Origin of the sequence: Actinomycetospora sp. CA-084318 (assembly GCF_050955885.1) — a bacterium.
In the GTDB taxonomy this organism is placed as follows: Bacteria; Actinomycetota; Actinomycetes; order Mycobacteriales; family Pseudonocardiaceae; genus Actinomycetospora.
This window is the reverse complement of sequence record NZ_CP192098.1, coordinates 2,844,888-2,869,162: the sequence shown is the minus strand read 5'-3', so window position 1 is coordinate 2,869,162 and position 24,275 is coordinate 2,844,888. Positions and strand designations below refer to the sequence as shown.

The following is a 24,275-nucleotide window of genomic DNA, read 5'->3' as shown; positions in this document are numbered from 1 at the left end:
CCGGTGGTGTGGGCCAAGATCGGGGGGTGAGCTCCGCCGACACCGTCCTGCCCGGCAGTCCCGCCTACGCGGAGGACGCCGCGCTGGCCCGGGAGCTGGCCGACGCGACCGGGCGCCTCCTGCTCGACCTGCGGGACGCGACGCCGCCCGGCCGCGACCGGGAGTACGCGGGCGACGAGCGCGCGCACGAGTACCTGACCGCCGAGCTCGCGCGGCGCCGGCCCGACGACGCGGTGCTCTCCGAGGAGGGCTCGCTCGACCCCCGCGGCCGCCGCGGGGCCCACCGGCTCTGGATCGTCGACCCGCTCGACGGCTCCTCCGGGTTCGGTCGCGGCACCGACGAGTGGGGCGTGCACGTGGCCCTCGTGGTCGACGGGCAGCTGGCCGCGGGCGCGGTCGCCGTGCCCGGCCTCGACGCCCTCGTCGACTCCGACACCGTGGAGCACGTGCCCGACGACCCGATCGGCGACGAGCTGGCGGTCACCGTGAGCCGGTCGCGGCCCCCGCACGAGCTCCGGGCGGTCGAGCGCGCGTTCCCCGTCCGGCTGGTCCGGCGCTCGGCGGCCGGGGTGAAGACGCTCGCGGTGCTCGACGGCGAGGCGGACGTCTACCTGCACTCCGGCGGGCAGTACGAGTGGGACAACGCCGCGCCGATGGCGGTCGCCATGGCCGCGGGCCTGTTCGCGACGCGCATCGACGGCTCGCCCGTGCCGTACGGGCAGGACGACCCCTACTCCCCCGACCTGCTCATCGCCCGCCCGACCGTGCACGCCGCGGTGCTGGCGGCGCTCACCGGCGAGCGGTGACCAGCTCCTCGAGCACCTCGACGACGTCCTCCGCCTCGGCGACCCGGTAGACGCCGTGCTCCGGCTCGTCGTCCGGGTCGGCCCCCGCCTCGACCAGCACCCCGAGGTCCCCGGCGCCCACTCCGGCGAGCGTCGCGGGATCGGTGTCGACGACGAGGACCACCGCGCCGAGCTCGCGGCGCAGTGGCTCCACGCCGTCCGGGTCGAGCATCCGCAGCCCGCCCTTGGCCCCGGAGAGGAACATCAGCTCGGCGACCTCGTCGGCGGGTCGCCGGGAGACGACCGCCACCGTGGTCCCGGGCAGGGCGAGCAGCACGTTGAGCGCCTCGGACGACTGCTGCAGCGCCCGGTCGTCCCCGAGCGGGGCGAGCGCACCGTCGAACCCGCAGGCCACGAGCAGGGTCGGCGCGTCCCCGAGGGCGGCCACCTCACCGAGCAGTTCCTCCACGGTCGCCGACCCTGCCACCGCGCCGATCACCCGACCAAGATCCCTCGGGCGCGTGCAGGGTCTGCCCCCGGCGGGCGGGGTAGACCCCTGACATGACTGCTCTTCCTGACGACGGGTTGTGCCTGGGCGGGAACGTCTTCGGCTGGACCGCCGACGAGCCGACCTCCCACGCCCTGCTCGACGCCTTCGTCGACGCCGGCGGCCGCATGATCGACACCGCCGACTCCTACATGGCGCGCGCCGAGGGCAACTCCGGCGGCGAGTCCGAGACCGTGATCGGGAACTGGCTGGCGCGCACCGGGCGCCGCGACGACGTCGTCATCGCGACGAAGGTCGGCTCCTGGGAGCAGCGCAAGGGCCTGCGCCCGGAGAACATCCGCGCCGCGTGCGACGACTCGCTGCGCCGCCTGCAGACCGACCACATCGACCTCTACTACGCCCACCGCGACGACCCCGACACCCCGCAGGAGGACTACGTCGGCGCGTTCGACGAGCTCGTCCGCGCCGGGAAGGTCCGGGCGGTCGGGGCGTCCAACTTCGACGCCGACCGGCTCGCGTGCGCCCTCGAGCTCGCCGACAAGCACGACCTGACCCGGTTCAGCGCCGTGCAGCCGCACTACAACCTCGTCGAGCGCGACTACGAGCGGGACCTGGCGCCGCTGGTCGAGCGCGAGGGCCTCGTCTGCTACCCGTACTTCGGGCTGGCGAAGGGTTTCCTCACGGGGAAGTACCGGCGCGGGTCCGACCAGGTCGACTCCGGGGCGTCGTCGGGAGCCATGGCGGGCGCGCGCGCCGAGGGCGCCCGGGCCTACCTCGACGACCACGGGGTCGCGGTGCTCGGTGTGCTCGACGAGATCGCCGCGGCGCACGACGTCCCGGTCGCCGCGGTGTCGCTGGCCTGGCTCGCCGCCCAACCGACCGTCGGTGCGCCGATCGCCTCGGGGCGCACGCTCGACCAGCTCCGCGAGATCCTGCCGGCGGTGTCGCTACGGCTCAGCGACGACGAGCTGCGGCGGCTGTCGGCCGCCTGAGCCGGGCGAGCACCGCGCGGTGGTCGCTGCCGGGGACGTCGAGGACCTCGACGGAGCCGACACCCACCGCGTCCGAGACGAGGACGTGGTCGATCGCGACGCCGAGGCGGCGGGGGCGCTGCGCGGGCCACGTCGCCTCGCGGGCCCGGCCCGCCTCGGCGGCGGCCGAGCGGACCCACCGCAGCACCCGCTGCAGCGCCCGGTGCTCGAGGGTCGCGTTCAGGTCGCCGACGACCACCGTGGGCCGGGGATCGTCGGCGACGAGGCCGGCGAGACGGTCCAGCTCGCGGCGCCACTCGTGGGTGCGGCTGGGCAGCAGCACCGCGGGGTGCACGGCGAGCAGGCGGGTGTCGCCGAGCGCCCCGCCGGACAGTTCGACCCACCCCGAGGCGGTGTCGCGGGTGACGGCCCGCACCGTGACGGCGCCGAGCCCGGGGGCGGCGAGCACCGAGGTGCAGGCGTGGTCCCCGGCGCCGGCGGCCTCCACCTCGACCCGACCCGGGGCGCACGACCACCCGCGGTAGCCCAGGTCGTCGATCTCGGAGGTGAGCGCCCACCGGAACCGGTCCCCGGCCTCGAGCAGCGCCACGACGTCCGGGCGTTCCCGGCGGATCGTCGCGCCGAGCGCGACCGGGTCCGCCCGCCCGATCCACACGTTCGCGCCGAGCACGGCGAACGGCTCCCCGACCGGGGTCCCGCCGGTGCGGCGTCGGTGCCGCACCGTCGAGACGGCGAGGGCGCCGGCCGCGACGATCCCGCTGCCGACGCCGAGGTCGCGCCACGGGCCCGGTCGCGTCGCCGCGAGGGCCGAGAGACCCGCCGTCGTGAGGGCGAGCCGGCGGCGGAACGCGGTGATGATCGGCCACGGCGCCGTCCGGTCGACCCCGAGGGCCTCGGGCAGCAGGACGGCGGTGGTCACCAGCGCGCCCGCGGCGGTCCGGGCGATCGTCGAACGTCCCACGCGTCGATGATCGCCCAGTCGCCGTCGGATCGGCGCGAGGCTCGTCCGGCGCTCAGTACTTCCAGCGCCAGGCGGCGAGGACCTCCTCGGTGTCCTTCTCCGCGGCCCAGGCGGCGTCGGCGCGGCGCACGGCGAGGAAGGCCTCGAGGAGCTCGTCGCCGAGCACGCCCGCGATGCGCGGGTTCGCGCGCAGCGCCTCCTCCTGCTCGGCCTGGGTGCTCGGCAGCTTCGCGATCCCCGCGGCGGCGCGTTCCTTCTTCTTCCAGGTGCCCGGGTCCTGCGCGGTCGGGGCCGGCGGGACGAGGTTCTCCTCGATCCCGGCCGCACCCGCCGTCAGGATCGCGGCGAGGGCGAGGTAGGGGTTGGCCGAGGCGTCGGAGGTCTTGAGCTCGACGTTGGCGTGGTCCTCGCCGAGCAGGGCGGAGCCGGGCACGTAGCGCAGCGGGGCCTCGCGGTTCTCCACGCCCCAGAAACCGGAGAACGCCCCCGCGAAGAAGCCGGGGCGCAGGCGGGCGAGCGAGCCCTGCGAGGGCGCGGTGATCGCGGCGAGCGCGGGCAGGTCGCGCAGCAGCCCGGCCACGTAGCCGGCGCCCGCGGTGCCGCGCGGCCCCTCCGGGCCGCCGGCGAGCAGGTTCTCCCCGCCGCGCCACAACGAGGTGTGGACGTGCCAGCCGTTGCCGGCGCCGTTCAGGGTCGGCAGCGGCGCGAAGGAGACCCGCAGGCCGTGCGCCTCGGCGGCCGCGAGGATCGTCTGGCGGGCGAGGAGCTGCTGGTCGGCGGCGGTCAGCGGGTCGGTGGCGGCGAGCGAGAGCTCGACCTGCGCGGGCCCGTACTCGGCGTGGATCTGGCCGAGGCGCAGTCCGTTGGCCTCCGCGTCGCGCATCACCGAGGCGATGAAGCCGTCGATCGGCAGGAGCGCGTGCGGGCTGTAGGCGGGGCCGTGGTGGGCGGGGAGCAGCTCCGTGTCGTCCGGGTCGGTCTCCGGCTCGAAGACGCCGAACTCCATCTCGTACCCGACGAGTGCGCTGTAGCCGTCGGCGGCGAGGCCCTCGACGACCCGCTCGAGCACCGAGCGCTGGTCGAACGCCCACGGCCCGCCGTCGGCGGCGAGCTGCTTCCCGGGTGCCCACGCGAAGGCGGGCTGGCCCGCGAGGCGGGTGATGCGGTCGAGCTGCGGGACGAGCCGGACGTCACCGGACGCGTTCTGCATGCCCGGGGAGCCGAACGCGATCGCGTCGTCGGTGTCGAAGACGGCGAACAGGTGGGTCACGCCGACGCCGCTGACCGCGACCTGCGGTAGCGCCGACACCGGGACCGTCCGCGAGCGCGGGATGCCGTTGTTGTCGGCCCACGCGACGGTCAGCCCGGCCACCCCGTCGGCGGCCAGCGCCGCGGCGAGCTCCCGGCCGCGCTCGCGCAACTCCTCGGTCACGTTCCCCACCCCTCGTCGACGGTCCAGCGCGGGTGAGGCTAGCCAGCGCCGCCTCCCGGCCCGTCGCCGACCGCCGCGTGGGGCAGCGCCGTCCCGAGCGAGCACCTGCGGTGGTCGACCGGGCCCGCAGCGGACCGACGGTGCTCGTTGATCAGAGCAGCCGGGCCGCACGCGTGAGGGGAGGATTCGAGCGCTCTTGTGGCACGAGGGTTCCCCTCACGCCGGCGGGTCGGCCGACGACGGGGGCGCGGGCTCCCGCCGCAGCGCCACCCCGACGACGACGGCCGCGATCCCCACCGCCTCCAGCGGCGCCGGGACCTGCGCGAGCCCGACCAGGCCCACCACCGTGGCGGTCAGCGGCAGCAGGGCGAGCAGCAGCGCGAAGCGGGCCCGGCCGACGCGGCGCAGCACGACCTGGTCGAGCACGTAGGGCACCACCGACGACAGCACCCCCAGCGCGAGCGCCGAGGAGAGCAGCAGGGGCTCCCCGGCGATCGGGCCCGCCGTCAGGGCCAGCGGCGAGAGCACCACGGCGGCGACGACGAAGCCGATCGCGAGCCCGTCGATGCCCTCCCCCGTCGAGCCGGAGCCGCTCGACACCCGGGCGCCGAGCACGATGTAGCCGGCCCACAGCAGCGCGGCCAGCAACGCGAACACGACTCCGGCCGGCGAGCCCTCGAGCCGCACGTCCGCGATCAGGGCGACCCCGACGACGACGAGCGCCAGCGCCGACCAGTCCCGCCGGCTCCGCGACCCGAGCGCCGCCACGAGCACCGGGCCCGCGAACTCGACGGCGACCGCGGTGCCCAGCGGCAGCCGCGCGATCGCCTCGTAGAAGACGATGTTCATGCCCGCCGTGACGAGACCGAAGGCCCCGGCCAGCGCGACCCGTCGTCGAGACCAGCGCACCCGCTCGGACCGCGACCAGCGCCGCGCCGCGAGCCGCCACACCGCGAGCACCACCGCGGCGCCCGCGAGCCGCAGCCAGGCGACCCCGGCGGGCGAGACCCGCTCGAACAGCCCCACCGCGAGCGCGGCGCCCACGTACATCGACACGCCGCCGAGCACGAAGAGTAGCGGCGCCGGGGGACCGCTCGTCGTCGATGATCGACTCACCATCGTGTGGTCCGCCCCCTTCCCGGATAACAACGGTCGCAATCCGTCGATGAGCGGTACGTGACCGAGAACAAAGCGTCGCGTGAACACGAGCGGTCGTCGCCCCGGTCTGACACAGTGGAGGGGCGACGGTCACTCGGCCGGAGCCTGCGGGACCGGTTCCCACACCGGTCTCCGAACGGAGGGAGATGACGATGCCCGGAACCCTGACCCGGCCAGAACTCACCGCCTCGGACCGTTGCGACCGCTGCGGTGCAGCGGCGAAGGTCCGCGCCATCCTGCCCTCCGGCGGGGAACTCCTCTTCTGCGGGCACCACGCCCGTACGCACGAGGCGAAGATGAAGGAGCTCTCCATCGACGTGCAGGCCGGGGAGTCGGCCTGACGGCCCGCTGACCTGCGGCGACGCCGATCGCCGCGAGAAGCCTCGAGACCACGGCGGGCGGGGACCACGACGGTCCCCGCCCGCCGTCGTCGTGTCCGGCCCCGTCCGCGGTTCCCGCCGACGAGCCGCCGCCGCGGGTCCACGGCGACACGCGCGAGCGCCGTCGATGACGCGCACGGTCGGGTGGTCCGCACCGTCACCCGCAGGCGTGACGCGGCCCCGGATCCGGCCGCCGACCCGGACCCGGCCTCGCGACCGTGCGTGACGACCACGTGTCGTCCGTGACGGCCACGTTTCGCGACGTGATCGACACGGTCGGCACACGTCACCCGACGGTGTGACGTCGACCACAGCGACGACCGACGGTCAGCGCTGCGGCTGCGATCGCCAGGACCGCAGCGTCGTGATCCGCTCCTCGATCTGCTCCGCCGTGGCCACCGGGGTCGCCGGTCCCCCGCAGGCCTTGCGGAGGTCGCCGTGGATCACCCCGTGCGGCTGGCCGGTGCGGTGGTGGTGCGCCGCGACGAGCGTGTTGAGCTCGCGGCGCAGCTCCTTGAGCTTCTCCGCCGCGGACGGCTTCAGCCGCGCGGGCGGCGGGGCGGCCGGCTCCGCCGGGGCCTCCCGGGCGCGCCGCGTCTCCTCGTCGAGCTGGTCGCTCTGGCGCTTGCGCAGCAGCGCCCGCACCTGGTCGGGGTCGAGCAGCCCCGGGAGCCCGAGGTAGTCCTGCTCCTCGTCGCTGCCCGCGCCGGCGGCCGTCCCGAACGAGGCCCCGTCGTAGATCAGCTGGTCGAGCTCCGCCTCCGCCGAGAGCGCCTCGAAGCTCTTCTCCTGCTCCCCCGGCTCGTCCTCGGTGCGGTTGGCCTGCTCGAGGAGCTCGTCGTCGAGACCCTCCTTCGGCCGGTGCGGCTCGCCCAGCACGTGGTCGCGCTGCAGCTCGAGCTCGCTGGCCAGGCCGAGCAGGGTCGGCACGCTGGGCAGGAAGACCGACGCGGTCTCGCCCGAGCGCCGCGACCGCACGAAGCGGCCGACCGCCTGGGCGAAGAAGAGCGGGGTCGAGGCGCTCGTGGCGTACACCCCGACGGCGAGCCGTGGGACGTCGACGCCCTCGCTGACCATGCGGACGGCCACGAGCCACCGGTCGTTCGACGCCGAGAAGCCCGCGATCCGCCCGGAGGCCTTCGGGTCGTCGGAGAGCACGACGACCGGCTCCTCGCCGGAGAGCCGCCCGAGGATCTTCGCGTACGCCTTGGCGGTGGTGTGGTCGGTGGCGATGACCAGGCCGCCGGCGTCGGGCATGCCGCCCTGCCGGAGCTGGGTGAGCCGGGTGTCGGCGGCCTGCAGGACCGCGGGCATCCAGTCGCCCTTGGGGTCGAGCGCCGTCTTCCAGGCCCGGGACGTCTGCTCCGCGGTGAGCGGCTCGCCGAGCCGGGCCGTCATCTCCTCGCCCGCGCTGGTCCGCCACGACGCCTGCCCGGAGTAGGCCAGGAACACCACGGGCCGCACCACTCCGTCGGCGAGCGCGTCGGAGTAGCCGTAGGAGTGGTCGGCCTTCGAGCGCAGGGCGCCGGCCGAGTCGGGCTCGTAGGTGATGAAGGGGATCGGGCTGTCGTCGGAGCGGAACGGCGTCCCGGTCAGGGCCAGTCGGCGCGTGGCGCCGCCGAACGCCTCCCGCGTGGCCTCGCCCCAGCTCTTCGCGTCCCCGGCGTGGTGGATCTCGTCGAAGATCACCAGCGTGCGCCGTGACTCGGTGCGGTTCATGTGCAGCATCGGGTGCGCCGCCACCTGGGCGTAGGTCACCGCGACACCGTGGAAGTCGGCCGAGAGCTTCCCGACCGAGTTCGAGTACTCCGGGTCGATCGCGATCCCGGCGCGCGTGGCCGCGCCCGCCCACTGGTGCTTGAGGTGCTCGGTGGGGCAGACGATCGTCACGGTGTCGACCGTGCGGTCGCCGAGGAGCTCAGCCGCGACCCGCAGGGCGAAGGTCGTCTTGCCCGCGCCCGGCGTCGCGACCGCGAGGAAGTCCTTGGGGCGCTCGGCGAGGTAGCGGGTCAGGGCGCGCCGCTGCCACTGCCGCAGGGGCGGGGCCGAGGGCGTGTCCGTGGCGGTCGTCGGGCCGGGTCGTCCGGGCGCGCGCGTGGTCAAGGACCCTCCGGGGAGCTGGTGAGCAGGCACCGGCCTCCGTCGTGGGAGGCCCGCGGGGGACGACGTCCTACTCGTCGTCCCCGCCGCCGCGCGGCAGCTTGTTGAAGATCTCCTTGCACGCCGGGCACACCGGCGAGCCGGGCTTGGGCGAGCGCGTGACCGGGAAGGTCTCCCCGCACAGCGCCACGACCATGTTCCCCATGACGGCGCTCTCGGCCACCTTGTCCTTGCGGACGTAGTGGAACATCTTCGGATCGTCGTCGTTCGTCCGATCCGTGGCGTCCGGGCGGACGTCGGGGAGGACCGCGGTCTGGCTCATGGCTCCATTGTGCCCCGGCGGGGTCCGACTCTCAGCCGTCGGTCCCGGTCCGCGGCGGCGCATGATCGGGACCGTCCTGCTGGGGCTGGCGGGGACCGTCGGTGCGCTGGGCGCGGGCGTCGAGCGCCTCGGCGGCCTCGATGATGCGCGCCTCGCTGACCTTCGGCAGGGCCGTGGCGTCCGACCGGTAGCGGTTGACCTTCTGCGACTTCTTCGGCGGCCGGTCGTTCGCAATAAGCACGGCCACCCACGGCAGCGGTACCGACAGCACGATGAACGCGACCGCCACCCACGGCCAGTTGAAGCCGATCCCGAAGATCCCGGCCAGCACCAGGCACGGGATGCGGAACGCCATGATCAGCGAGTACCGCTTCTTGCGGGCCGCGAACTCGTCCTCGAACGAGACGGCGGCCTCGGTGATCAGCACCGGCTCGTCCTCGTGACGCCGCTTCACGCCACCACCTCCAGGTTCCCACTGTCCCACCACGGGTCCCCGATGGCACGGCGGGCAATCATCCGGCCTCACCAGGGCCGCAGGACCTCGTCCGCCCAGGCCGCGAGCAGCGGTTCGTCGTGGCTGACGGTGAGGACGCCGAGGCCCCGCCCGACCTCCGCACCGAGGACCGCCACGAGCGCGGCGGTGGTCGACGCGTCGAGCATGGCGGTCATCTCGTCGCAGAGCAGGTAGTCCGGCCCCGCGGCGAGCGCCCGCGCCAGGCACGCGCGCTGGAGCTGCCCGTCGGAGACCTCGTGCGGCCGCCTGGTGCGCAGCTCCGACGTGAGGCCGACCCGCTCGCACAGCTCCGCCGCCCGCGCGTCGAGGACCGCGCGGTCCCGCTCCCCCGCGGCCCGCAGCGGCTCGGTGAGCACCTCGGTGAGGGTCAGGCGCGGGTCGACGGACGCCCGGGGCTGCTGGAACACGACCCCGACCCGACGGCGCAGCGCCGCCGGCGCCCGGTGGCGCATCCGCCGCACCGGGGTGCCGTCCACCGACACCGACCCGCCCCACGGGGTGTGCAGCAGGGCCAGCATCCGCACGAGCGTCGACTTCCCGCAGCCGCTCGGTCCCGCGATCCCCAGCACCCGGCCGGGCTCCACCGCCACGTCCAGGCCCGCGACGACGGGGTGGCCCCGGCGCCAGCCACCCACCAGGCCGCTCCCGACGAGGCTCACGCCGGCACCGCCGGGTGACAGGCGACGGCGCGGTCGCCGTGCCCGACGAGCGTCGGGTCGTCGCTGCAGGCCGACCGTCCACAACGCGGCCGGAAGGGGCACCCCGGCGGGAGGTCGGACAGCTCCGGGGGCTCCCCCGGCACGGGCACGAAGCCCTCCTCCGGCAGCGCTCCGAGCAGCCCGGCCGTGTACGGGTGCCACGGGCGGGCGAGCACCTCGGACGCGGGACCGGACTCCACGATCCGGCTGGCGTACATGACGGCGAGGTCGACGGGGCCGGCCGCGGCGATCCGGCGGACCGCGCGCAGGTCGTGGGTGATCAGCAGGACCGCCGTCCCGGCGCGGGCCAGGTCGACGAGCAGGTCGGTGGTGCGGTCCACGAGGGGCCGGTCGAGGCCGGCCGTGGGCTCGTCGGCGAGCAGGACCTCCGGGTCGCCCGCGAGGGCGGCCGCGAGACCGGCTCGCTGGGCGGTGCCGCCGGAGAGCTCGTGGGGGTAGAGGTCCAGCGCCGTCGCCGGCAGCCCCGCGCGCTCGGCGAGCACCTCGGCGGGCTCGGGTCCGTCCAGCAGCCGCACCGCCTCGCGCAGCTGGGCGCCCACGGTGCGCGTCGGGGTGAGGAAGGTGCCCGCGGACTGCCCGACGAGCCCGATCCGCCGCCCGCGGACCTCGTCGCGCAGGACGGTCTCGGGCGCCGCGAGCAGGTCGAGGCCCTGCAGGAGGGCCCGGCCGCGAACCTCGGCGTTGCCCGGCAGCAGCCCGGTGAGCGCCTCGGTGAGCACGGACTTGCCGCACCCCGACTCGCCGACCAGTGCGAGCAGCCGCCCGTGCCGCAGGGTGAGCCCGACGTCGCTGGCCGCGCGCACAAGCCGCGGCGGACCGCCCCGCGCCCCGCGAAGCCGGAAGCGCACGTCGAGTCCGGTGACCTCGAGCGCGGCCGTCACAGCGCCAGCTCCGAGCGCCGCCGGGGGCGGGTGCGGTCGCGCCACCAGGCCGCGATCCCGGCGACCGCCAACGTCGTGGCCGCGAGCAGCGCGGAGGGGAACACGACGATCCACCAGCTGCCCAGCAGCACCGCCTGGCGTCCTTCCGCGAGGATGTTGCCCAGACTCGCCAGGTGCGGCGGGAGCCCGAGGCCGAGGAACGAGAGCGCCGTCTCGTGCCACAAGACCGCGCCCGCGACCACCCGCTGGCGCGACGTCCGAGACCGCGCCCGCCGCCTGCCAGAACTCGAGACCGACGGCGCACATCACCTCCGCGACCTCGCACAGGCCCTCACAGCCTGAGCACTCGCCGACCCACGCGGGGCCGGGGAACCGACCAGCCACCGCAGAGCCGAGGTCACCGACCACGTTGGCCGGCCACCGGCCCGCAAACCTAGAGTCGCCTCCCCGGAAGCGGCGGCCCGAGCCCCGTGGCGGACCAGGCACGGGCAGGCCCCACGAGGACCCCGACGTCGATCGGGCGGCCGCCGGCTGGTTCCCGACTGATCCCGTCGTCGCCCGAGGCTGGCTCGTCGTGCGGCACGAGTCCGGAGGAGTCGCGCGGCCCGTCCCACTCCACGGACACGGTCCTTCTACATGTCCAGTCTTGACGGCAGCCCGGCCGCGAAGCATTCTGATGGCAGCCGCCTGCAGATGGCCCCGGGGCACGTCGAGTGCAGCCGCGCCCCCGTTCGACCCCCCCTCAAATTCGTCGTACGAGACACCGCAGCAGGAGCCCACATGACCACGCTCACCCAGCATGCACGGCGCGCCGTTCGCGAACGGATGTCCTCGGCGCTGCTCGCGCCGCTACCGTCCGCGATCGATCGCCGCCTGCTCGACCGGGTGCGTCAGGCACCGGGCACGCCCCTCGCCGCGCCGCCGCCAGATTCGGGCCTGTCACCCGTTCCCGGCGATCAGGGCCTCCCGGGGCTCGGCCGCACGCTGGAGTACATCCGCTTCGGCTCCGCGTTCACCCGCGCGCGATTCGAGCGGTACGGCCCGGTCTCCTGGTCGGGTTTCCTGGGGGAGCAGGTCGTCCAGGTCGCCGGACCTGAGGCGACGCACACCGTGCTCACCAACGCCGACAAGGCCTTCTCGCAGGAGGGCTGGCGTTTCCTGATCGACAACTTCTTCCACCGCGGACTGATGCTCCTGGACTTCGACGAGCACCGCTTCCACCGCCGGGTGATGCAGGAAGCGTTCACCGCTGAACGCCTGAGGGGCTACACCGACGAGACCGTCGCCTGCGTGCGGGAGACGGTGCCGACGTGGCGGCAGGACGCGCCCATTCGGCTCTACCCGGCGCTCAAGAGCCTCACGCTCGACGTCGCCACCCGGGTGTTCATGAACGAGCGTCCCGGGCACGAGGCCGAGGAAGTCAACAAGGCCTTCGTGGACTGCGTTCGAGCTGCGAGCAGCATCGTGAAATGGGATGTCCCGGGCACGCGGTGGCACGCGGGCCTGCGCGGTCGCCGCGTCCTCGAACAGTATTTCCGGGCGAACGTCGCTGCCAAACGAGCCAGCGGCGGGGCGGACCTGTTCTCGGCGCTGTGCCAGGCCCGGACACCGGACGGTGAGACGTTCTCCGACGACGACGTCGTCAACCACATGATCTTCCTCATGATGGCCGCCCACGACACGTCCACCATCACGAGCTCCGCCGTCGCCTATCTGCTCGGCGCGAACCCGCAGTGGCAGGAACGGGCGCGCGCCGAGTCACTCGCCCTCGGAGACACCCCGCCCGACCGCGCAGCCCTGGAATCACTGGACACGCTCAATCGCGTGATCAAGGAATCCCTGCGACTGGTCGCGCCGGTGCCGGTGGTGATGCGCCGCACCGTGGCCGACACCGCCGTCTGCGGACGCTACATACCGGCCGGGCAACTGATCATGGTGGCCGGAGCGGTCAACCACTTCGATCCGTCGTGCTGGAGCGAACCCGACACGTTCGACCCCGACCGCTTCGCGGAGCCCCGACGCGAGGACAAGACCCACCGCGACGCGTGGCTGCCCTTCGGCGGCGGCGTGCACAAGTGCATCGGCATGATCTTCGGGAGCCTCGAGGTGACCGCGATCATGCACGAGATGCTGCGCGCCCACCGGTGGAGCGTCGACCCCACATACCGCCCACGCTGGGACAACACCTCCCTCCCGGTCCCCGCCGACGGGCTGCCCCTGCGCCTGCGCCCACTGCACTGATCACCCCAATCGCCGCCGGCAACGACCCCTGGAGCAGCTACGTGACCCGCTCACCGTGGATGGACACCGACCTGGACGACTTCCGCGCCATGGCGCGGACGTTCTGCGAGAAGGAACTGGCCCCTCACCAGGAGCGCTGGGCCGCCCAGAAACAGGTCGACCGCGACCTGTGGACCCGCGCCGGCGAAGTCGGCCTGCTCTGCCTCTCGATTCCAGAGGAGTACGGCGGCGGAGGCGGAACCTTCGCCCACGAGGCGGTCCTTCTCGAGGAGCAGACCGCCGCCGGCGACAGCTGCTGGGGAGTCGCCCTGCACAACGCGATCGTCGCGCACTACGTGCTCGCCTACGGCACCGAGAGCCAGAAACGCTCCTGGTTGCCGAAGCTCGCCACCGGCGAATGGGTCGGCGCGATCGCCATGACCGAACCCGGCACGGGATCCGACCTGCAGAACATCACCACCCGGGCGCGCCGCGACGGCGAGGACTACGTCGTCTCCGGCTCCAAGACCTTCATCACCAACGGAGCTCAGGCCGACTTCGTGCTCGTCGCAGCGAAGACCGACCCTGACGCCGGCGCCCAAGGCGTCTCCCTGGTCGCAGTGGAGACCGCGCGAACCGGATTCAGCCGGGGCCGGGTCCTCGAGAAGGTCGGAATGAAGGGCCAGGACACCGCCGAGCTGAACTTCGCCGACGTCCGTGTGCCCGCAGAGAACCTCCTCGGCGAAGCAGAAGGCCAAGGCTTCGTCCAGCTCATGCAACAGCTTCCCCAAGAACGTCTCCTCATCGGCATCACCTCGGTGACGGTCATGGAGAGAGCTCTCTCGGAGACCATCGCCTACACCAAGGAGCGGACCGCATTCGGACGGGCGGTGTTCAACTTCCAGAACACCCGGTTCACCCTCGCCGAGGCCGCGACCGAGGCCCGCATCTGCCGGGTCTTCCTCGACGACTGCATCCTCAAGCACCTCGACGGACAACTCGACATCCCGACAGTGGCGATGCTCAAGTGGTGGACCAGCGACCGGGCCATGCACGTCGTCGACCAGTGCGTCCAGTTGTTCGGCGGCTACGGGTACATGGCCGAGTACCCCATCGCCCGCCTGTGGACGGACCAGCGGGTGCAGCGAATCTACGGCGGCACCAACGAGATCATGAAGGAGATCATCTCGCGCACCCTCTGAACAGGTACGGCCCGCGGTCGTGACCCAGCACGGGCTGCGTCAGGATGGGCGAGTGCATGCCCAGGGAACGGCGGGGACCTACGGAGGGCGCAGCGCCGAGGCGCGCCGGATCGAACGCCGACTGCGCCTGCTGGCCGCCGCTCGTGAGGTCTGGGGCACGGACGGCTGGGCCGCGGTCACGATGCGCGGCGTGTGCGGACGCGCCGGACTCGTCGACCGGTACTTCTACGAGAACTTCTCCGATCGTGACGCTCTCCTGGGCACAGTGTGGGACCAGGAGCGGGACGCACTGATCTCCCAAGTCCGCGCGGCGTTCGTCGTCAACGCCGGCCGCGATCTCGTCGGTGCGCTCCGCACCGTCATCGGCGCCGTGGTCGAGCACCTGCGCAGCGACCCGGTGTGCGCGCGCATCGTGCTCGGCGACCACGCCGGTAGCGCGGTGCTCGAGCCTCGGCGCCGGAAGATGCTGCGCACCGTCGCAGACCTCTTGGTCGACACCGCTGGCCCACATCTGCCGCCCACGACCGACCCGGCCCGGCTCCGCATGAGTACCTTGCTGGGCGTCGGAGGGTTCGCTGAGATCGTCGCGGCCTGGAACGCCGGCGAACTCGACGTCGACGCCTCGGACATCACAGAACACGCCACGATGGTCGCCGCGCTGCTCGTCGAGGGCCACCAACCACGAGGGTAGGCCGCCGCGCCTGCCCAATGTCGGAAGTTCCGAGCCCGGAGCCCTACGTAGAGACGCGGGTTGTCGCTCTACGAAGCTACGGTTGGGATCGAGGTCCCTCGCGACCGCGACTCGAGCTTCGACCCGGTCATCGTCGGCAAGCGTCAGCGGCGCCTGGACGGCATCGACGAGATCGTCCTGTCGCTGACCGCTCGGGGCCTGACCACCGGCGGAGTCAGCGCCCACTTCGAGGAGGTCTACGGGGCCAAGGTCTCCAAGGACACCATCTCCAGGATCACCGACAAGGTCCTCGAAGACCTCGCCGAGTGGGGAGAACCGGCCGCTGGATGCAGCCAATCGCTATGTCAGCCAGTGGGTGGGGTTGGTGGGGTCGAAGGTGCGGGCGGCGTCGATGTAGGAGTCCATGGAGGCGCGGGAGCGCCAGCGGCCGTGGCGTTGGACGTCGCGTTCGGGGACGCCGGCGGCGATGGCTTCGGTGGCGAACCCGCGGCGCAGGCTGTGTCCGCCCCACAGCTGCGCGTCGTCGAGGCCGGCGGCGTTGGCGCGGCGTTTGATGATCTCGGCGATCGAGTTGCGGTGCAGCCCGCCGGCGCGGGGGCGGCGGCCGTAGCGGTCGATCCCGCGCCAGGCGGGGCCTTCGAGGATGCCGTGGGAGCCGAGGAGGTCCCGCCAGCGGGTCCAGGCGGCACCGGCGTCGAGCAGCGTCGATTCGTCGCTCCCCTCCCCTACCGTCGCCTCGGGTGACGGGGCGGCGATGCCGAGCGTGGTGCCGGCGCCGTGCTGGTCGGTCTTGGAGCGGGCCAGGTGGACCGAGAGGCCCTGCTCGGAGGGGTGCAGGTCGGCCATCTGCAGGCGGGCGAGGTCGTCGGTGCGCAGCGCCGCCTTCCACCCGACCAGCAACAGGGCGTGGTCGCGGGCGTCCGCGAGCACCTCCTCCGGCTTCAGCAGGCGCAGCACCTCGACCAGCGGCTCCCGGCGGGCGGCGGCGCGACGACGGGTCGGGGCGACGCCGGGGTGGCGCCGGATCCCGGTGATGGTGCGGCGCACGGCTTCGGCCTGGACGGGGTTGTCAACCTGGGCGGTCTGGTGCACCACCGAGATCGCCGCCAGATACCCGGACAACGTCCCTGGTCGCAGGCCCTCCCGCTCACACACCTGCCCGGCCACCACCGAGCTCGACGGATCGGCCGGAGTCGCGGGCCGCCAGACCGGGGCGAGGTCGGCCAGGAACCGGGCCACGGTCAGCGGACCCGCCGGCAGCGCCCGCTCCCCCGCCGCCGCGCACCACGTCTCGAAGCGCCGCCACTGCCGCTCGTAGGCCGACCAAGTTTTCTCCGCCCGCGCCCCGCGCGCGTAGGACTCGGCGCGCGCGGTCAGCTCGTCGCGGAACCCGCGCAACGCAGCGGGCTCACTCCCGGGAACGGCGACGAGGGCTTCCTCATTCAGCTCCGCGGCGGTCATCGCGCCATGTTCTAACCGGCGGGCGAGCTGGCCCGGGAGGCGCGCCGCGCCAACCGTGCAGACATGCAGATTATGCACTGTAGGCCTTGAACAGGTCAGCCTAGAAGACGTAAAGCCTGACTAGACATGTAGAGCGGTACCCTCGTTCGCGTGGTCGCCGTCTACCCCTACGTCGGGAGCCGAGAGCGGGACGCGGCGCTGCGTCGGATCGCTGCTAGGCACCTGCGCTGCGAGGATTCTCGCTGGTCAGAGGCCGGGTGCGAGGGCGACGATCCGGCCCGCGACGTCCTGGACTACCTGCGTCGCCACCACACCCGGCTGCCCCGCGCGGTGTCCAGCGAGGACACCCGCGACGCCCTGGTGCTCAGTGCCTGGATCTACTGGGAGGAGCGCCGGCGGGAGCGGGATCTGCTGCGCCGCGCCCGCGGGTACGGGCACTCCCTGGGCGAGCTCGGAGCCTTCCTCGGGCTGAACACCCGCCAGGGCACCTACGACTACCTCGACCGGCTCGAGGCGCTCGTCGAGGCCCACAGCACCGACCAGGCACGCCAGCAGCGGGTGGCCGACGAGCGCGTGGAGCACCAGCGCGTTGCCGATGGGGTCGTGCGCGACCCTGATCTGATCGCCGGCCCGCTCGCGACGTCGACGTTGACTCCCCGCGACGACCTCTACCGACGCACCCGCGGGCGGCGGGCCTCCACCGCGGGCGCCGACCCCGACACGGTGCGGGCACGGCGACGCGACAGCAGGACACTTCCGGCGCGGGAGCGCTGGATCGCTGAGCACCACAGCGAGCTCGACGTCTTGGTCTCCGAGCTTCTGGGCCAGCTGCAGCGGCTCGGCATCGAGGCGCGCGAGCAGGAGTCCGACGACTTCGAGCTCGAGGACACCCTCGCGGTGCTGGACCGCCACCGAGACACCGGCGACTACTCCCCCGCCACCTTCGGCGCCATCGGGCTGGTGCTCGGCGAACTCCGCTTCCACCCCGCCCTTGGGCCGCTCGCCCGCAACCACGGCGTCCACCGAGCCATCGCCGCCGCCGACCGGCTCCGGGCACGCTTCGGCGCCTTGAGCTGACACGCCTCGACGCTCGGAGGGTCACCCCAGGGCGCGCTCGAAGACCCGACGGCGCTCGCTCGGGCCGAGGTACTCGGTCGCAGCCAGCGTCTCGGCGTTGATCGACTCGTCCCCACTGCTGATCGCGAGCGCGGCCGCGGAGGACAGAAGCGCGGCGAGCTCGCCGATCGTGCCCTCGGATCGCGCGATCAGGTACTCGGCCATCTCCGGCTGCGCGATGTCCGAGCGCCGACGCAGCGGGAACGACGCCGCGAAGCTCGCGAGCAGCGAGCGGGTCTCGTCGCTGTCGGCCTCCCAGCGCGGCAGCACCACCGGCTGGAAACGGTTCTCGAGCTGGTCGTCCGAGCGGATGGCGAGGTAGGCGTCGTGGGTGCCGACCCCCACCAGCGGGACACGCAGGTTGTTGCCCAGCTGGCGGAGCAGGTTGAGGAACTCGCGGCGACGGGAGGCGTTGCCGGCGAGCATGTTGTGCAGCTCGTCGATGACCAGGACCCGCAACCCGTTGCCGCCGAGCCACCACATGGCGGTGCGCTCGAGGTCGACCGCCCGCGGCCGGGCCTGACCACCGACCGGGTCGGGAGAGCCGCAGGCGTCCAGCAGTGCCGCGTAGAACCGCGTGACCGACGGCTCGGAGGGCATCTGCATGACCACCAGCGGGATCGGTGGCGTGAGCCGGTCCTCCGGCATGGCGGCGACGCGGGCGTCCACGGTGCGCCGGAACTTCTCGATCAGCATCGACTTGCCGTTGTTGGTCGGGCCGGCGATCAACAGGTTCGGCATGCGCTGTCGCGACGGCCAGTCCCAGAGTTCGTCGAGGCGGCGCAGGGCGGCGGCGACTCGTGGGTAGCCGATCCAGCGTTCGGCGCGCACACGTCGAAGGCGCTCCTCGTCGGGTCGGCGCGCGTGGTCTCGAGCTCCTGGGTGCAGGTGGGACAGGTCGAGCTCGTCGGGATCCACCCGAGTCACCACTCCTCGATGTCGTCGAACGGTGCTGGCGCCGGCTCTTCGGCTCTGGCGTCCCGGCGAAGGTCGGGCGGTGGCGGTGGGACGGCGATCGGACCGGGAGACGGCGTTGACGCCACGGGGCGGCGCTGACGTTCCCGGCGGGCGCGTCGGGTCGACTTCGTCGCGGTGTCGCTGACGTGGCGCATTTGCTCGACCGAGGCGAACAGGGCCTGCTCGTCGACCTCGCCGCGTCCTTGCTCCCGCAGGCTCGCGACGGCGGCCCGGTGTTCCCAGAGGCTGATTGCGGGGTGAGCGAGGTGGCGGTAGCCGACGCTGAGGTAGGCGTTGCTCTGCGGGTCGAGCACCCAGACCCGGGACAGATCGCGGGGGTCGCGCCGGACAACTACTTGGCCGATCTGTTGTCGGCGGGCGATCAGGGGCTTGAGGGTGTCGCTGAAGTAGTGCACGTGGTCGATGACGAGGCCGGTGCGGTTAAGTCGCCGGCGGACGACGGGCAGGAAGTCGACCAGGAAGGACCGGGGGTTGGCCACTGTCGTCGGCGGGTGCGCGGTGGCCTTCTCCTCCCACACCGCCAGCGGCGGGCGTCCGTGACCCTCGTGGACCTGGTGGTGGTAGGCGGCGACGGCGAAGGCCAGCCAACGTTGCAGCTCGAGCAGGGTCAGCGCCGCGGTCGCCTCACTGTCGTAGGGCCCGCGGTCGACCGGGTTGGAGAACGTCGTCCCCGGTAGCTCGTGAACCTCGCTCATCAGCGTGCCGATGAGCCTCTCCACGACTCCGCCGTACTGTGGTTCACCCGGCGGCCGGTAGTCCAGCGCGATGCCGTGTTCCTCGCACCCTCGTCGTAACGCCTCGGAGTGGAACTCCGCGCCGTTGTCGACGTACAGCTGCGCTGGCTTACCCGCCATCGGCCAGCTGACCTGCGCGCCGAGCGTTTCCAGCCATGCCTGCTTGTCCGTCGCGATGTGGGCCAGGCAGAGCCCGACAGAGGTCGCCGACGGCGGATCGAGGGTGACGACCATCCCGACGATCGCCCGGGTGGTCACGTCGATGCCCACTGTGAGAAATGGCCGGCCGATCGGGGCTCGGTCCTGCTCGTCGACGAGGACCACATCGATGACGGTGTGGTCGATCTGCACCTGCCCCAGAGGCTCGACCGGAGTCGTCGTGCTGCCTCCCGCTGAGTCGACCTTGCGTGCGGCGTCGGGTCCGCCACGAGAGCCCGCTGCGGCTCGAGGATCCAGAACCGCGATCCGACGCTCCACGGCACCACGCGACGGTGCGCTCAACCCCCTCACACGGCAGGCCCGCACGATCGAGCGGTGAACAGAGGCGACCGAGGGTCGTTGCCGCTTCAGATACCGCTTGCGCAAGACGTCCTTGATGACAGCCTCGACGTCGTCGGGTAGGCGGCCCTTGCCCCTCCCCCCAGACGACCGTCGGGGCAGCAGGTCCGAGACTCGACCGTCGCCGGCGCGCCATCTCAACAGCAGGGAGTAGGTCTGGCGACGGGAGAGATCCAGCGCGAGGGCCGCGCGATCAACTGCCTCGTGGCCCGGTGCGTCCAAGTGGGCGAGCTCGCGCACGACCGCGGCGCGCATGCGGGCCAGGGCCCAATCAGCCTCAGAGGCAGCGAGGAGCCCGCGCTCGGCTCCTGCAAGGTCCTCGCCTGCCATCACCGACCTCGCTCTGTGCAGCGCACTTCGGTCAAGATGCTGACCGTGCACATGACTCCGGCCAACACCAGTGTTCGCAGCCCTCTGCACCTGGTCAAGAATCCGCAGTTCAGGAGCGCAGTCCACTTCGAGAATTGACAGGCGCCACGCGGGTCGGGTTCCACCTGTACAACACCGACGCCGACGTCGACCTCGTGCTGGACGCCGTGCGGTGACCCGGCGCCGCGAGCCGACGCAGGAGCGGTCCCGGGCGACCGTGGAGCGCATCCTCGTCGCCGCGCGCGGCGTCCTGGCCGAGCGCGGCTACGCGGGGGCGAGCACGAACCGGATCGCGGCGGCCGCCGGCGTCGGCCCCGGGACGCTCTACCAGTACTTCCCGGACAAGGACGCGATCGTCGACCGGGTCGTCGCCGAGGTGTCCGCGGAGATGGAGTCGCGCATCCTGGCGGCGTTCCTCGCGAGCCTGCGGGCCGAGGACACGGTGCGGGCCAACCTGGAGGCGCTGCTGGACGCGCTCTCCGCCGACGCCGCGCTCCTGCGCACCGTCCGCGAGCACGCCCCCGGGTTGCTCGAGGCGCGGCGGCGGGAGTTCGCGGTGCGCGTCGAGCAGATGGTCGCGGGCGTGCTGCTCGCCGAGTCCCGCGACCTCCCGGCCGCCACCGTCGCCTGGATGCTGGTCCGCACCGTGGAGCACGTGACCGTGAGCTGGGTCGTCGAGGCACCCGACGTCCCGCGTGCGGCGCTGCTCGACGAGCTCACCGCGATGATCGGCGGCTACCTGGCCCGACGAGGCTGACGCCGGTGGGTGTGGTCACGCCGCACGGCCCCCGACGACGCCCTGACCTGCGGCGACGTCGGGGCGCGACGTGTCTCACCCGTCGTCGGGAAGAACCTCGGGCACCCTGGGGGTGCTCCCCGATCGTTCAGGAGGTGCGAGATGCGCACCCGAACCCACCACCGGCACGCCGTGACCGTGCTGCTGCTCAACGCCCGGTCGATCGTGCTGGCCCGCCGCCGCTCCGGACGCCACCCCGAGCTGTCGGACGCGGCGGTCAACGTCGTCTGCAACGGGCTGACCGGGGTCGCGGTGGACCCCGGCGCGGTGTCGGCGCAGCTGCGCGAGGAGGCGACGGCGCTCGCCCACCGCATCGTCGACGACGACCACCCCGAGGAGTCCCCGCTCTGGCCCGTGCCCGGGTGGGACCTGCCGGTGACCAGCTGGCTCCACCCCGAGCAGCGGCCCCGGCCGGCGTCACTGGTCGCCTAGCGTCCACCCGATCGGCTCCGCCAGGCGCAGCGCCTCGCGCGGACCCCACGAGCCCGGCTCGTAGGAGTGCAGCGGGGCCGAGCCGTCGAGCGCGGCGCCCGCGGCCTCCCAGACCTCCTCGAGCCCGTCCGGCCGGGTGAACAGCGTCCGGTCGCCGAGCAGGATGTCGTGGATCAGACGCACGTAGGGCGGCAGCGGGTCGCCGCCGCGCACGTCGTGCAGCGGGATCGACGTCCACTGCGTGGTGAGTTCCGACTGGCTGCCCGGCAGCTCGATGTTCATCGACAGCGACAGCTCGCCGTCGCCGGAGAGGTCGAACCGGATGACGTTGCCGCGCGGCGGGATGTCCGCGCACGCCGGGTTCCCGTCCTCGCCGGCCGGGCAGTACGGGCCGCCCTGCGGATCACGCATCACCAGCGACACCTTCTGGTGGCTCTCGGCCATCATCTTGCCGGTGCGCATGAGGAACGGGACGTCGCGCCAGCGGTCGGTGTCGACGAACATGCGCGCCGCGACGAAGGTCTCGGTGTCCGAGTCGTCGGCCACGTCGTCGATGTCGAGGTAGCCGTCGAACCGGCCGCGGACCACGTCGTCGGTGGTGAGCGGGCGGAAGGCCTTCACCGCGTCCGCGCGGGCCTGGGCGATGTCGTCCGACGCGAGGCTCGTCGGCGGCTCCATCGCGATCTCGGCCGCCACCTGGAACAGGTGGGTGACGAGCATGTCGAGCACGGCGCCGGTGGCGTCGTAGAACTCGGCGCGGTCGGCGACGTCGAGGGTCTCCGGCACGTCGATCTGCACGGCGGCGACGTGGTGGCGGTCCCAGCTCGTGCCGAACAGGCCGTTGGCGAAGCGCAGCGCGCGCAGCTGCTGCGTCGCCTCCTTCCCGAGGAAGTGGTCGATCCGGTAGACGTACGCCTCGTCGTAGACCCGGTGCACGGCCTCGTCGAGCTCGCGGAAGCTCTCCAGCGACGTGCCGAACGGCTTCTCGTAGACCACCCGGGAGCGGTCGGCGAGACCGTGCGCCCCGAGGGCGTCGGTGGTGGGCCCGAACGCGGTCGGCGGGACCCCGAGGTAGTGCACCCGCTGGACCGTCGACGGGTCGCCCTCGCCCAGCTCCTGCTCGGCCTGCGCCACCTTGTCGACCAGCTGGCCCGGGTCGTCGACCGAGAACCCGTCGCTCGCGAAGTGCAGGCGGGCCGCGAAGTCGTCCCAGGGCCCGTCGTCGGTCGCGGGCCCGAACTCGTCGAGCTTCTCCCGGACGTGCGCGCGGAAGTCGTCGTCGGAGAGCTTCCGACGCCCGCTGCCGATCAACTGCCAGGAGGGAGGCAGGAGCTTCTCCTGGGCGAGCCGGAAGAACGCCGGCAGCACGAGCCGCGCCGCGAGGTCACCGCTCGCGCCGAACAGGACGAACACGGTGGGCGGGGTGTCTCCGGGATCGGTCACGTGGACCTGCTTCCCCCGTCGGCGCACGTCTGACACGTCCCGGGGTCCGAACGCGCCCAGCGGCTGGTCCGGGAGGAGCTCAGCGCGCGTCCGGCGCCGGCTCGGAGACCCCGCAGTGCGAGCACTCGTGCACCTGGAAGCGCGACGACGGGCGCAGCAGCAGCGCTGTCAGCAGGGCGGCGCCCAGCAGCAGGCACGCCGCGATGATCACGGCCCGGTGGTAGCCCGCCGAGAACGCGGCCGGGTCGGTGTAGTCCGCGCCCGCGATGCCCGCGGCGGCCGGGATGACGGCGACGGCGAGCAGGTTGGCCGCGCGGGCGACCGCGTTGTTCACCCCCGAGGCGACCCCGGCGTGCCGGTCGTCGGCGGCGTCCAGGACGGTCGCGGTCAGCGGTGCGACGGTCGCCGCGAGCCCCAACGCGAAGATCAGGACCGCGGGCAGCACCTCGGTCCAGTAGGAGGCGCCGGGCCCGACGCGCAGGAGCAGCAGCATCCCGCCGGCCGCGACGACCAGGCCGACCGTCATCGGGAGGCGGGGGCCGATCCGGGTCGCGAGCCGCCCGGCACGGGCGGAGAGCAGCAGCATCACGAGCGTGATCGGCAGGGTGGACAGGCCCGCGCCCAGCGGCGAGAACCCGGCGACCACCTGCAGCTGCAGCACCAGGAGCACGAACAGCACCCCGAGCGCGGCGTACATCAGCAGCGTCACGACGTTGAGCGCGCTGAACCGGGGGTTGGCGAACAGGTCCGGCGGCACGAGCGGCGAGCGCGACCGGCGCTCCACCACGACGAAGGCGACGAGCGCGACCACCCCGGCCACACCCATCGTCACGACCGCGGGGGTGGCGCCGGCGGACCCGGCCTCGGTCAGGGCCCAGGTGACCGCGCCCAGCCCGAGCAGCGCGAGGACGGTGCCGGGGAGGTCGAGGTGCCTCGCCGCGGACGGGTCCTTCGACTCCGGCACGTGCCGCACCGCCGCGGCCACGACGACGGCGGCCACCGGCAGGTTGACGAGGAACACCGCCCGCCAGTTCCACTCCACGAGCCAGCCGCCGACGAACGGCCCGACGGCGCCCGCGACGCCGGCCAGGCCGGACCAGGCGCCGATCGCGGCGGCGCGGTCCTCCCCGTGGAAGGACGCGGAGATCAGGGCGAGCGAACCCGGCGTCAGGAGGGCTCCGCCGATCCCCTGCAGAGCGCGGGCCGCGATCAGCACCTCGACCGACGGCGCGAGGCCGCACAGCGCGGACGCGACAGCGAACCAGACGACGCCGAAGACGAAGATCCGGCGACGGCCGAACCGGTCGCCCAGCGACCCCCCGAGCAGGATGAAGCCCGCGAGCGTGAGCGTGTAGGCGTTGATCGTCCACTGCAGGTCGGCGAACTCGGCGTCGAAGTCCGACCCGATGCGCTCCAGCGCGACGTTGACCACCGTCGAGTCGAGCATCGCGAGGCCCGAGCCGAGCACCGTCGTCGCCAGCACCCAGCGCCCCGCCGGGGTGCGCATCCGCAACTCGGTCGTC

General features: G+C 73.3%; 24 protein-coding genes and 1 pseudogene. 10 read left to right on the top strand and 15 right to left on the bottom strand.

All coding sequences use genetic code 11. From position 1 onward, the window contains the following. Nucleotides 1–26 precede the first annotated feature (26 nt). Nucleotides 27–806 (top strand): inositol monophosphatase family protein, encoded by a 780-nt coding sequence (locus tag ACQPYX_RS13895; RefSeq protein ID WP_433803491.1) that lies wholly within the window; start codon nt 27–29, stop codon nt 804–806. Here the strand turns inward: ACQPYX_RS13895 and ACQPYX_RS13890 are convergent. Then, the gene (locus ACQPYX_RS13890) at nt 790–1,254 is read right to left on the bottom strand and encodes a hypothetical protein (protein ID WP_433803490.1); all 465 of its coding nucleotides are present in this window, start codon (nt 1,252–1,254) and stop codon (nt 790–792) included. The genes ACQPYX_RS13895 and ACQPYX_RS13890 overlap by 17 nt on opposite strands. A gap of 92 nt (nt 1,255–1,346) precedes the next feature. On the opposite strand from ACQPYX_RS13890, the gene ACQPYX_RS13885 reads away from it, so the two are divergent. Continuing rightward, on the top strand, nt 1,347–2,285 hold the full coding sequence (locus ACQPYX_RS13885) for an aldo/keto reductase (RefSeq protein ID WP_433803489.1): 939 nt from the start codon (nt 1,347–1,349) through the stop codon (nt 2,283–2,285). Here ACQPYX_RS13885 and ACQPYX_RS13880 read toward each other — a convergent pair. The 3 genes from ACQPYX_RS13880 to ACQPYX_RS13870 all read right to left on the bottom strand — a co-directional run bounded on the left by ACQPYX_RS13880 (nt 2,248) and on the right by ACQPYX_RS13870 (nt 5,728). Further along, nucleotides 2,248–3,246, bottom strand: coding sequence for an endonuclease/exonuclease/phosphatase family protein (locus tag ACQPYX_RS13880; RefSeq protein WP_433803488.1), 999 nt, complete (start codon nt 3,244–3,246; stop codon nt 2,248–2,250). The two genes, ACQPYX_RS13885 and ACQPYX_RS13880, sit on opposite strands and share 38 nt — an antisense overlap. A gap of 52 nt (nt 3,247–3,298) precedes the next feature. Further along, nucleotides 3,299–4,687, bottom strand: a complete 1,389-nt coding sequence (locus tag ACQPYX_RS13875) for a glutamine synthetase (RefSeq protein WP_433803487.1) — start codon at nt 4,685–4,687, stop codon at nt 3,299–3,301. A gap of 207 nt (nt 4,688–4,894) precedes the next feature. Next, entirely contained in the window at nt 4,895–5,728 is an 834-nt protein-coding gene (locus ACQPYX_RS13870; protein ID WP_433803718.1) for an EamA family transporter, read from the bottom strand. Nucleotides 5,729–5,982: 254 nt separating this feature from the next. Here ACQPYX_RS13870 and ACQPYX_RS13865 point away from each other — a divergent pair, with 254 nt between their 5' ends. Then, entirely contained in the window at nt 5,983–6,177 is a 195-nt protein-coding gene (locus tag ACQPYX_RS13865; RefSeq protein WP_230756975.1) for a DUF7455 domain-containing protein, read from the top strand. 366 nt (nt 6,178–6,543) lie between these two features. Here the strand turns inward: ACQPYX_RS13865 and ACQPYX_RS13860 are convergent, their stop codons facing one another. The 6 genes from ACQPYX_RS13860 to ACQPYX_RS13835 all read right to left on the bottom strand — a co-directional run bounded on the left by ACQPYX_RS13860 (nt 6,544) and on the right by ACQPYX_RS13835 (nt 10,976). Then, nucleotides 6,544–8,319, bottom strand: a complete 1,776-nt coding sequence (locus tag ACQPYX_RS13860; protein ID WP_433803486.1) for a DEAD/DEAH box helicase — start codon at nt 8,317–8,319, stop codon at nt 6,544–6,546. Nucleotides 8,320–8,386: 67 nt separating this feature from the next. Continuing rightward, nucleotides 8,387–8,638, bottom strand: coding sequence for a DUF3039 domain-containing protein (locus tag ACQPYX_RS13855; protein WP_230756972.1), 252 nt, complete (start codon nt 8,636–8,638; stop codon nt 8,387–8,389). Between the two features lie 31 nt (nt 8,639–8,669). Next, the gene (locus tag ACQPYX_RS13850; protein ID WP_433803485.1) at nt 8,670–9,092 is read right to left on the bottom strand and encodes a DUF3099 domain-containing protein; all 423 of its coding nucleotides are present in this window, start codon (nt 9,090–9,092) and stop codon (nt 8,670–8,672) included. Between the two features lie 68 nt (nt 9,093–9,160). Next, the gene (locus ACQPYX_RS13845; protein WP_433803484.1) at nt 9,161–9,811 is read right to left on the bottom strand and encodes an ABC transporter ATP-binding protein; all 651 of its coding nucleotides are present in this window, start codon (nt 9,809–9,811) and stop codon (nt 9,161–9,163) included. Beyond that, nucleotides 9,808–10,752 (bottom strand): ABC transporter ATP-binding protein, encoded by a 945-nt coding sequence (locus ACQPYX_RS13840; protein WP_433803483.1) that lies wholly within the window; start codon nt 10,750–10,752, stop codon nt 9,808–9,810. The genes ACQPYX_RS13845 and ACQPYX_RS13840 overlap by 4 nt, the downstream gene beginning before the upstream one ends. Further along, nucleotides 10,749–10,976, bottom strand: coding sequence for a hypothetical protein (locus ACQPYX_RS13835; RefSeq protein ID WP_433803482.1), 228 nt, complete (start codon nt 10,974–10,976; stop codon nt 10,749–10,751). The genes ACQPYX_RS13840 and ACQPYX_RS13835 overlap by 4 nt, the downstream gene beginning before the upstream one ends. A gap of 556 nt (nt 10,977–11,532) precedes the next feature. On the opposite strand from ACQPYX_RS13835, the gene ACQPYX_RS13830 reads away from it, so the two are divergent. The 4 genes and pseudogenes from ACQPYX_RS13830 to ACQPYX_RS13815 form a co-directional block, all read left to right on the top strand. Further along, entirely contained in the window at nt 11,533–12,993 is a 1,461-nt protein-coding gene (locus ACQPYX_RS13830) for a cytochrome P450 (RefSeq protein WP_286057112.1), read from the top strand. 59 nt (nt 12,994–13,052) lie between these two features. Next, nucleotides 13,053–14,174 (top strand): acyl-CoA dehydrogenase family protein, encoded by a 1,122-nt coding sequence (locus ACQPYX_RS13825; RefSeq protein WP_433803481.1) that lies wholly within the window; start codon nt 13,053–13,055, stop codon nt 14,172–14,174. A 19-nt stretch (nt 14,175–14,193) separates the two neighbouring features. After that, on the top strand, nt 14,194–14,865 hold the full coding sequence (locus ACQPYX_RS13820; RefSeq protein WP_230760762.1) for a TetR/AcrR family transcriptional regulator: 672 nt from the start codon (nt 14,194–14,196) through the stop codon (nt 14,863–14,865). Nucleotides 14,866–14,946: 81 nt separating this feature from the next. Next, a pseudogene (locus ACQPYX_RS13815) lies at nt 14,947–15,174 on the top strand (transposase); the annotation flags it as partial. Nucleotides 15,175–15,204: 30 nt separating this feature from the next. Here ACQPYX_RS13815 and ACQPYX_RS13810 read toward each other — a convergent pair. Continuing rightward, nucleotides 15,205–16,326 (bottom strand): tyrosine-type recombinase/integrase, encoded by a 1,122-nt coding sequence (locus ACQPYX_RS13810; protein WP_433803480.1) that lies wholly within the window; start codon nt 16,324–16,326, stop codon nt 15,205–15,207. 150 nt (nt 16,327–16,476) lie between these two features. Between ACQPYX_RS13810 and ACQPYX_RS13805 the strand changes: the two genes are divergently transcribed. Beyond that, nucleotides 16,477–17,403 (top strand): hypothetical protein, encoded by a 927-nt coding sequence (locus tag ACQPYX_RS13805; RefSeq protein ID WP_286057059.1) that lies wholly within the window; start codon nt 16,477–16,479, stop codon nt 17,401–17,403. Between the two features lie 21 nt (nt 17,404–17,424). Here ACQPYX_RS13805 and ACQPYX_RS13800 read toward each other — a convergent pair whose 3' ends face one another. Both ACQPYX_RS13800 and ACQPYX_RS13795 read right to left on the bottom strand, forming a co-directional pair. Next, nucleotides 17,425–18,273: a TniB family NTP-binding protein gene (locus ACQPYX_RS13800; RefSeq protein WP_433803479.1), complete on the bottom strand. Its 849-nt coding sequence runs from the start codon at nt 18,271–18,273 to the stop codon at nt 17,425–17,427. Between the two features lie 92 nt (nt 18,274–18,365). Then, nucleotides 18,366–19,967, bottom strand: coding sequence for a Mu transposase C-terminal domain-containing protein (locus ACQPYX_RS13795; RefSeq protein ID WP_433803478.1), 1,602 nt, complete (start codon nt 19,965–19,967; stop codon nt 18,366–18,368). A 286-nt stretch (nt 19,968–20,253) separates the two neighbouring features. On the opposite strand from ACQPYX_RS13795, the gene ACQPYX_RS13790 reads away from it, so the two are divergent. Together ACQPYX_RS13790 and ACQPYX_RS13785 are read left to right on the top strand one after the other, a co-directional pair. Then, nucleotides 20,254–20,838 (top strand): TetR/AcrR family transcriptional regulator, encoded by a 585-nt coding sequence (locus tag ACQPYX_RS13790; RefSeq protein ID WP_433803477.1) that lies wholly within the window; start codon nt 20,254–20,256, stop codon nt 20,836–20,838. Between the two features lie 141 nt (nt 20,839–20,979). Then, nucleotides 20,980–21,309, top strand: a complete 330-nt coding sequence (locus tag ACQPYX_RS13785) for a hypothetical protein (RefSeq protein WP_433803476.1) — start codon at nt 20,980–20,982, stop codon at nt 21,307–21,309. Here the strand turns inward: ACQPYX_RS13785 and ACQPYX_RS13780 are convergent. Together ACQPYX_RS13780 and ACQPYX_RS13775 are read right to left on the bottom strand one after the other, a co-directional pair. Continuing rightward, the gene (locus ACQPYX_RS13780) at nt 21,295–22,752 is read right to left on the bottom strand and encodes a glucose-6-phosphate dehydrogenase (protein ID WP_433803475.1); all 1,458 of its coding nucleotides are present in this window, start codon (nt 22,750–22,752) and stop codon (nt 21,295–21,297) included. The genes ACQPYX_RS13785 and ACQPYX_RS13780 overlap by 15 nt on opposite strands. Before the next feature lie 79 nt (nt 22,753–22,831). After that, nucleotides 22,832–24,259, bottom strand: coding sequence for an MFS transporter (locus ACQPYX_RS13775; RefSeq protein ID WP_433803717.1), 1,428 nt, complete (start codon nt 24,257–24,259; stop codon nt 22,832–22,834). Between the last annotated feature and the right edge of the window lie 16 nt (nt 24,260–24,275).

Coding starts and splice junctions, on each gene's coding strand:
- ACQPYX_RS13795 (WP_433803478.1), bottom strand. CDS start 19,967: ATGCGCGCCGCGGTCGTGCGCGAGCTCGCCCACTTGGACGCACCGGGC.
- ACQPYX_RS13870 (WP_433803718.1), bottom strand. CDS start 5,728: ATGTACGTGGGCGCCGCGCTCGCGGTGGGGCTGTTCGAGCGGGTCTCG.
- ACQPYX_RS13830 (WP_286057112.1), top strand. CDS start 11,533: ATGACCACGCTCACCCAGCATGCACGGCGCGCCGTTCGCGAACGGATG.
- ACQPYX_RS13810 (WP_433803480.1), bottom strand. CDS start 16,326: ATGACCGCCGCGGAGCTGAATGAGGAAGCCCTCGTCGCCGTTCCCGGG.
- ACQPYX_RS13775 (WP_433803717.1), bottom strand. CDS start 24,259: ATGCGCACCCCGGCGGGGCGCTGGGTGCTGGCGACGACGGTGCTCGGC.
- ACQPYX_RS13855 (WP_230756972.1), bottom strand. CDS start 8,638: ATGAGCCAGACCGCGGTCCTCCCCGACGTCCGCCCGGACGCCACGGAT.
- ACQPYX_RS13825 (WP_433803481.1), top strand. CDS start 13,053: ATGGACACCGACCTGGACGACTTCCGCGCCATGGCGCGGACGTTCTGC.
- ACQPYX_RS13885 (WP_433803489.1), top strand. CDS start 1,347: ATGACTGCTCTTCCTGACGACGGGTTGTGCCTGGGCGGGAACGTCTTC.
- ACQPYX_RS13785 (WP_433803476.1), top strand. CDS start 20,980: ATGCGCACCCGAACCCACCACCGGCACGCCGTGACCGTGCTGCTGCTC.
- ACQPYX_RS13865 (WP_230756975.1), top strand. CDS start 5,983: ATGACGATGCCCGGAACCCTGACCCGGCCAGAACTCACCGCCTCGGAC.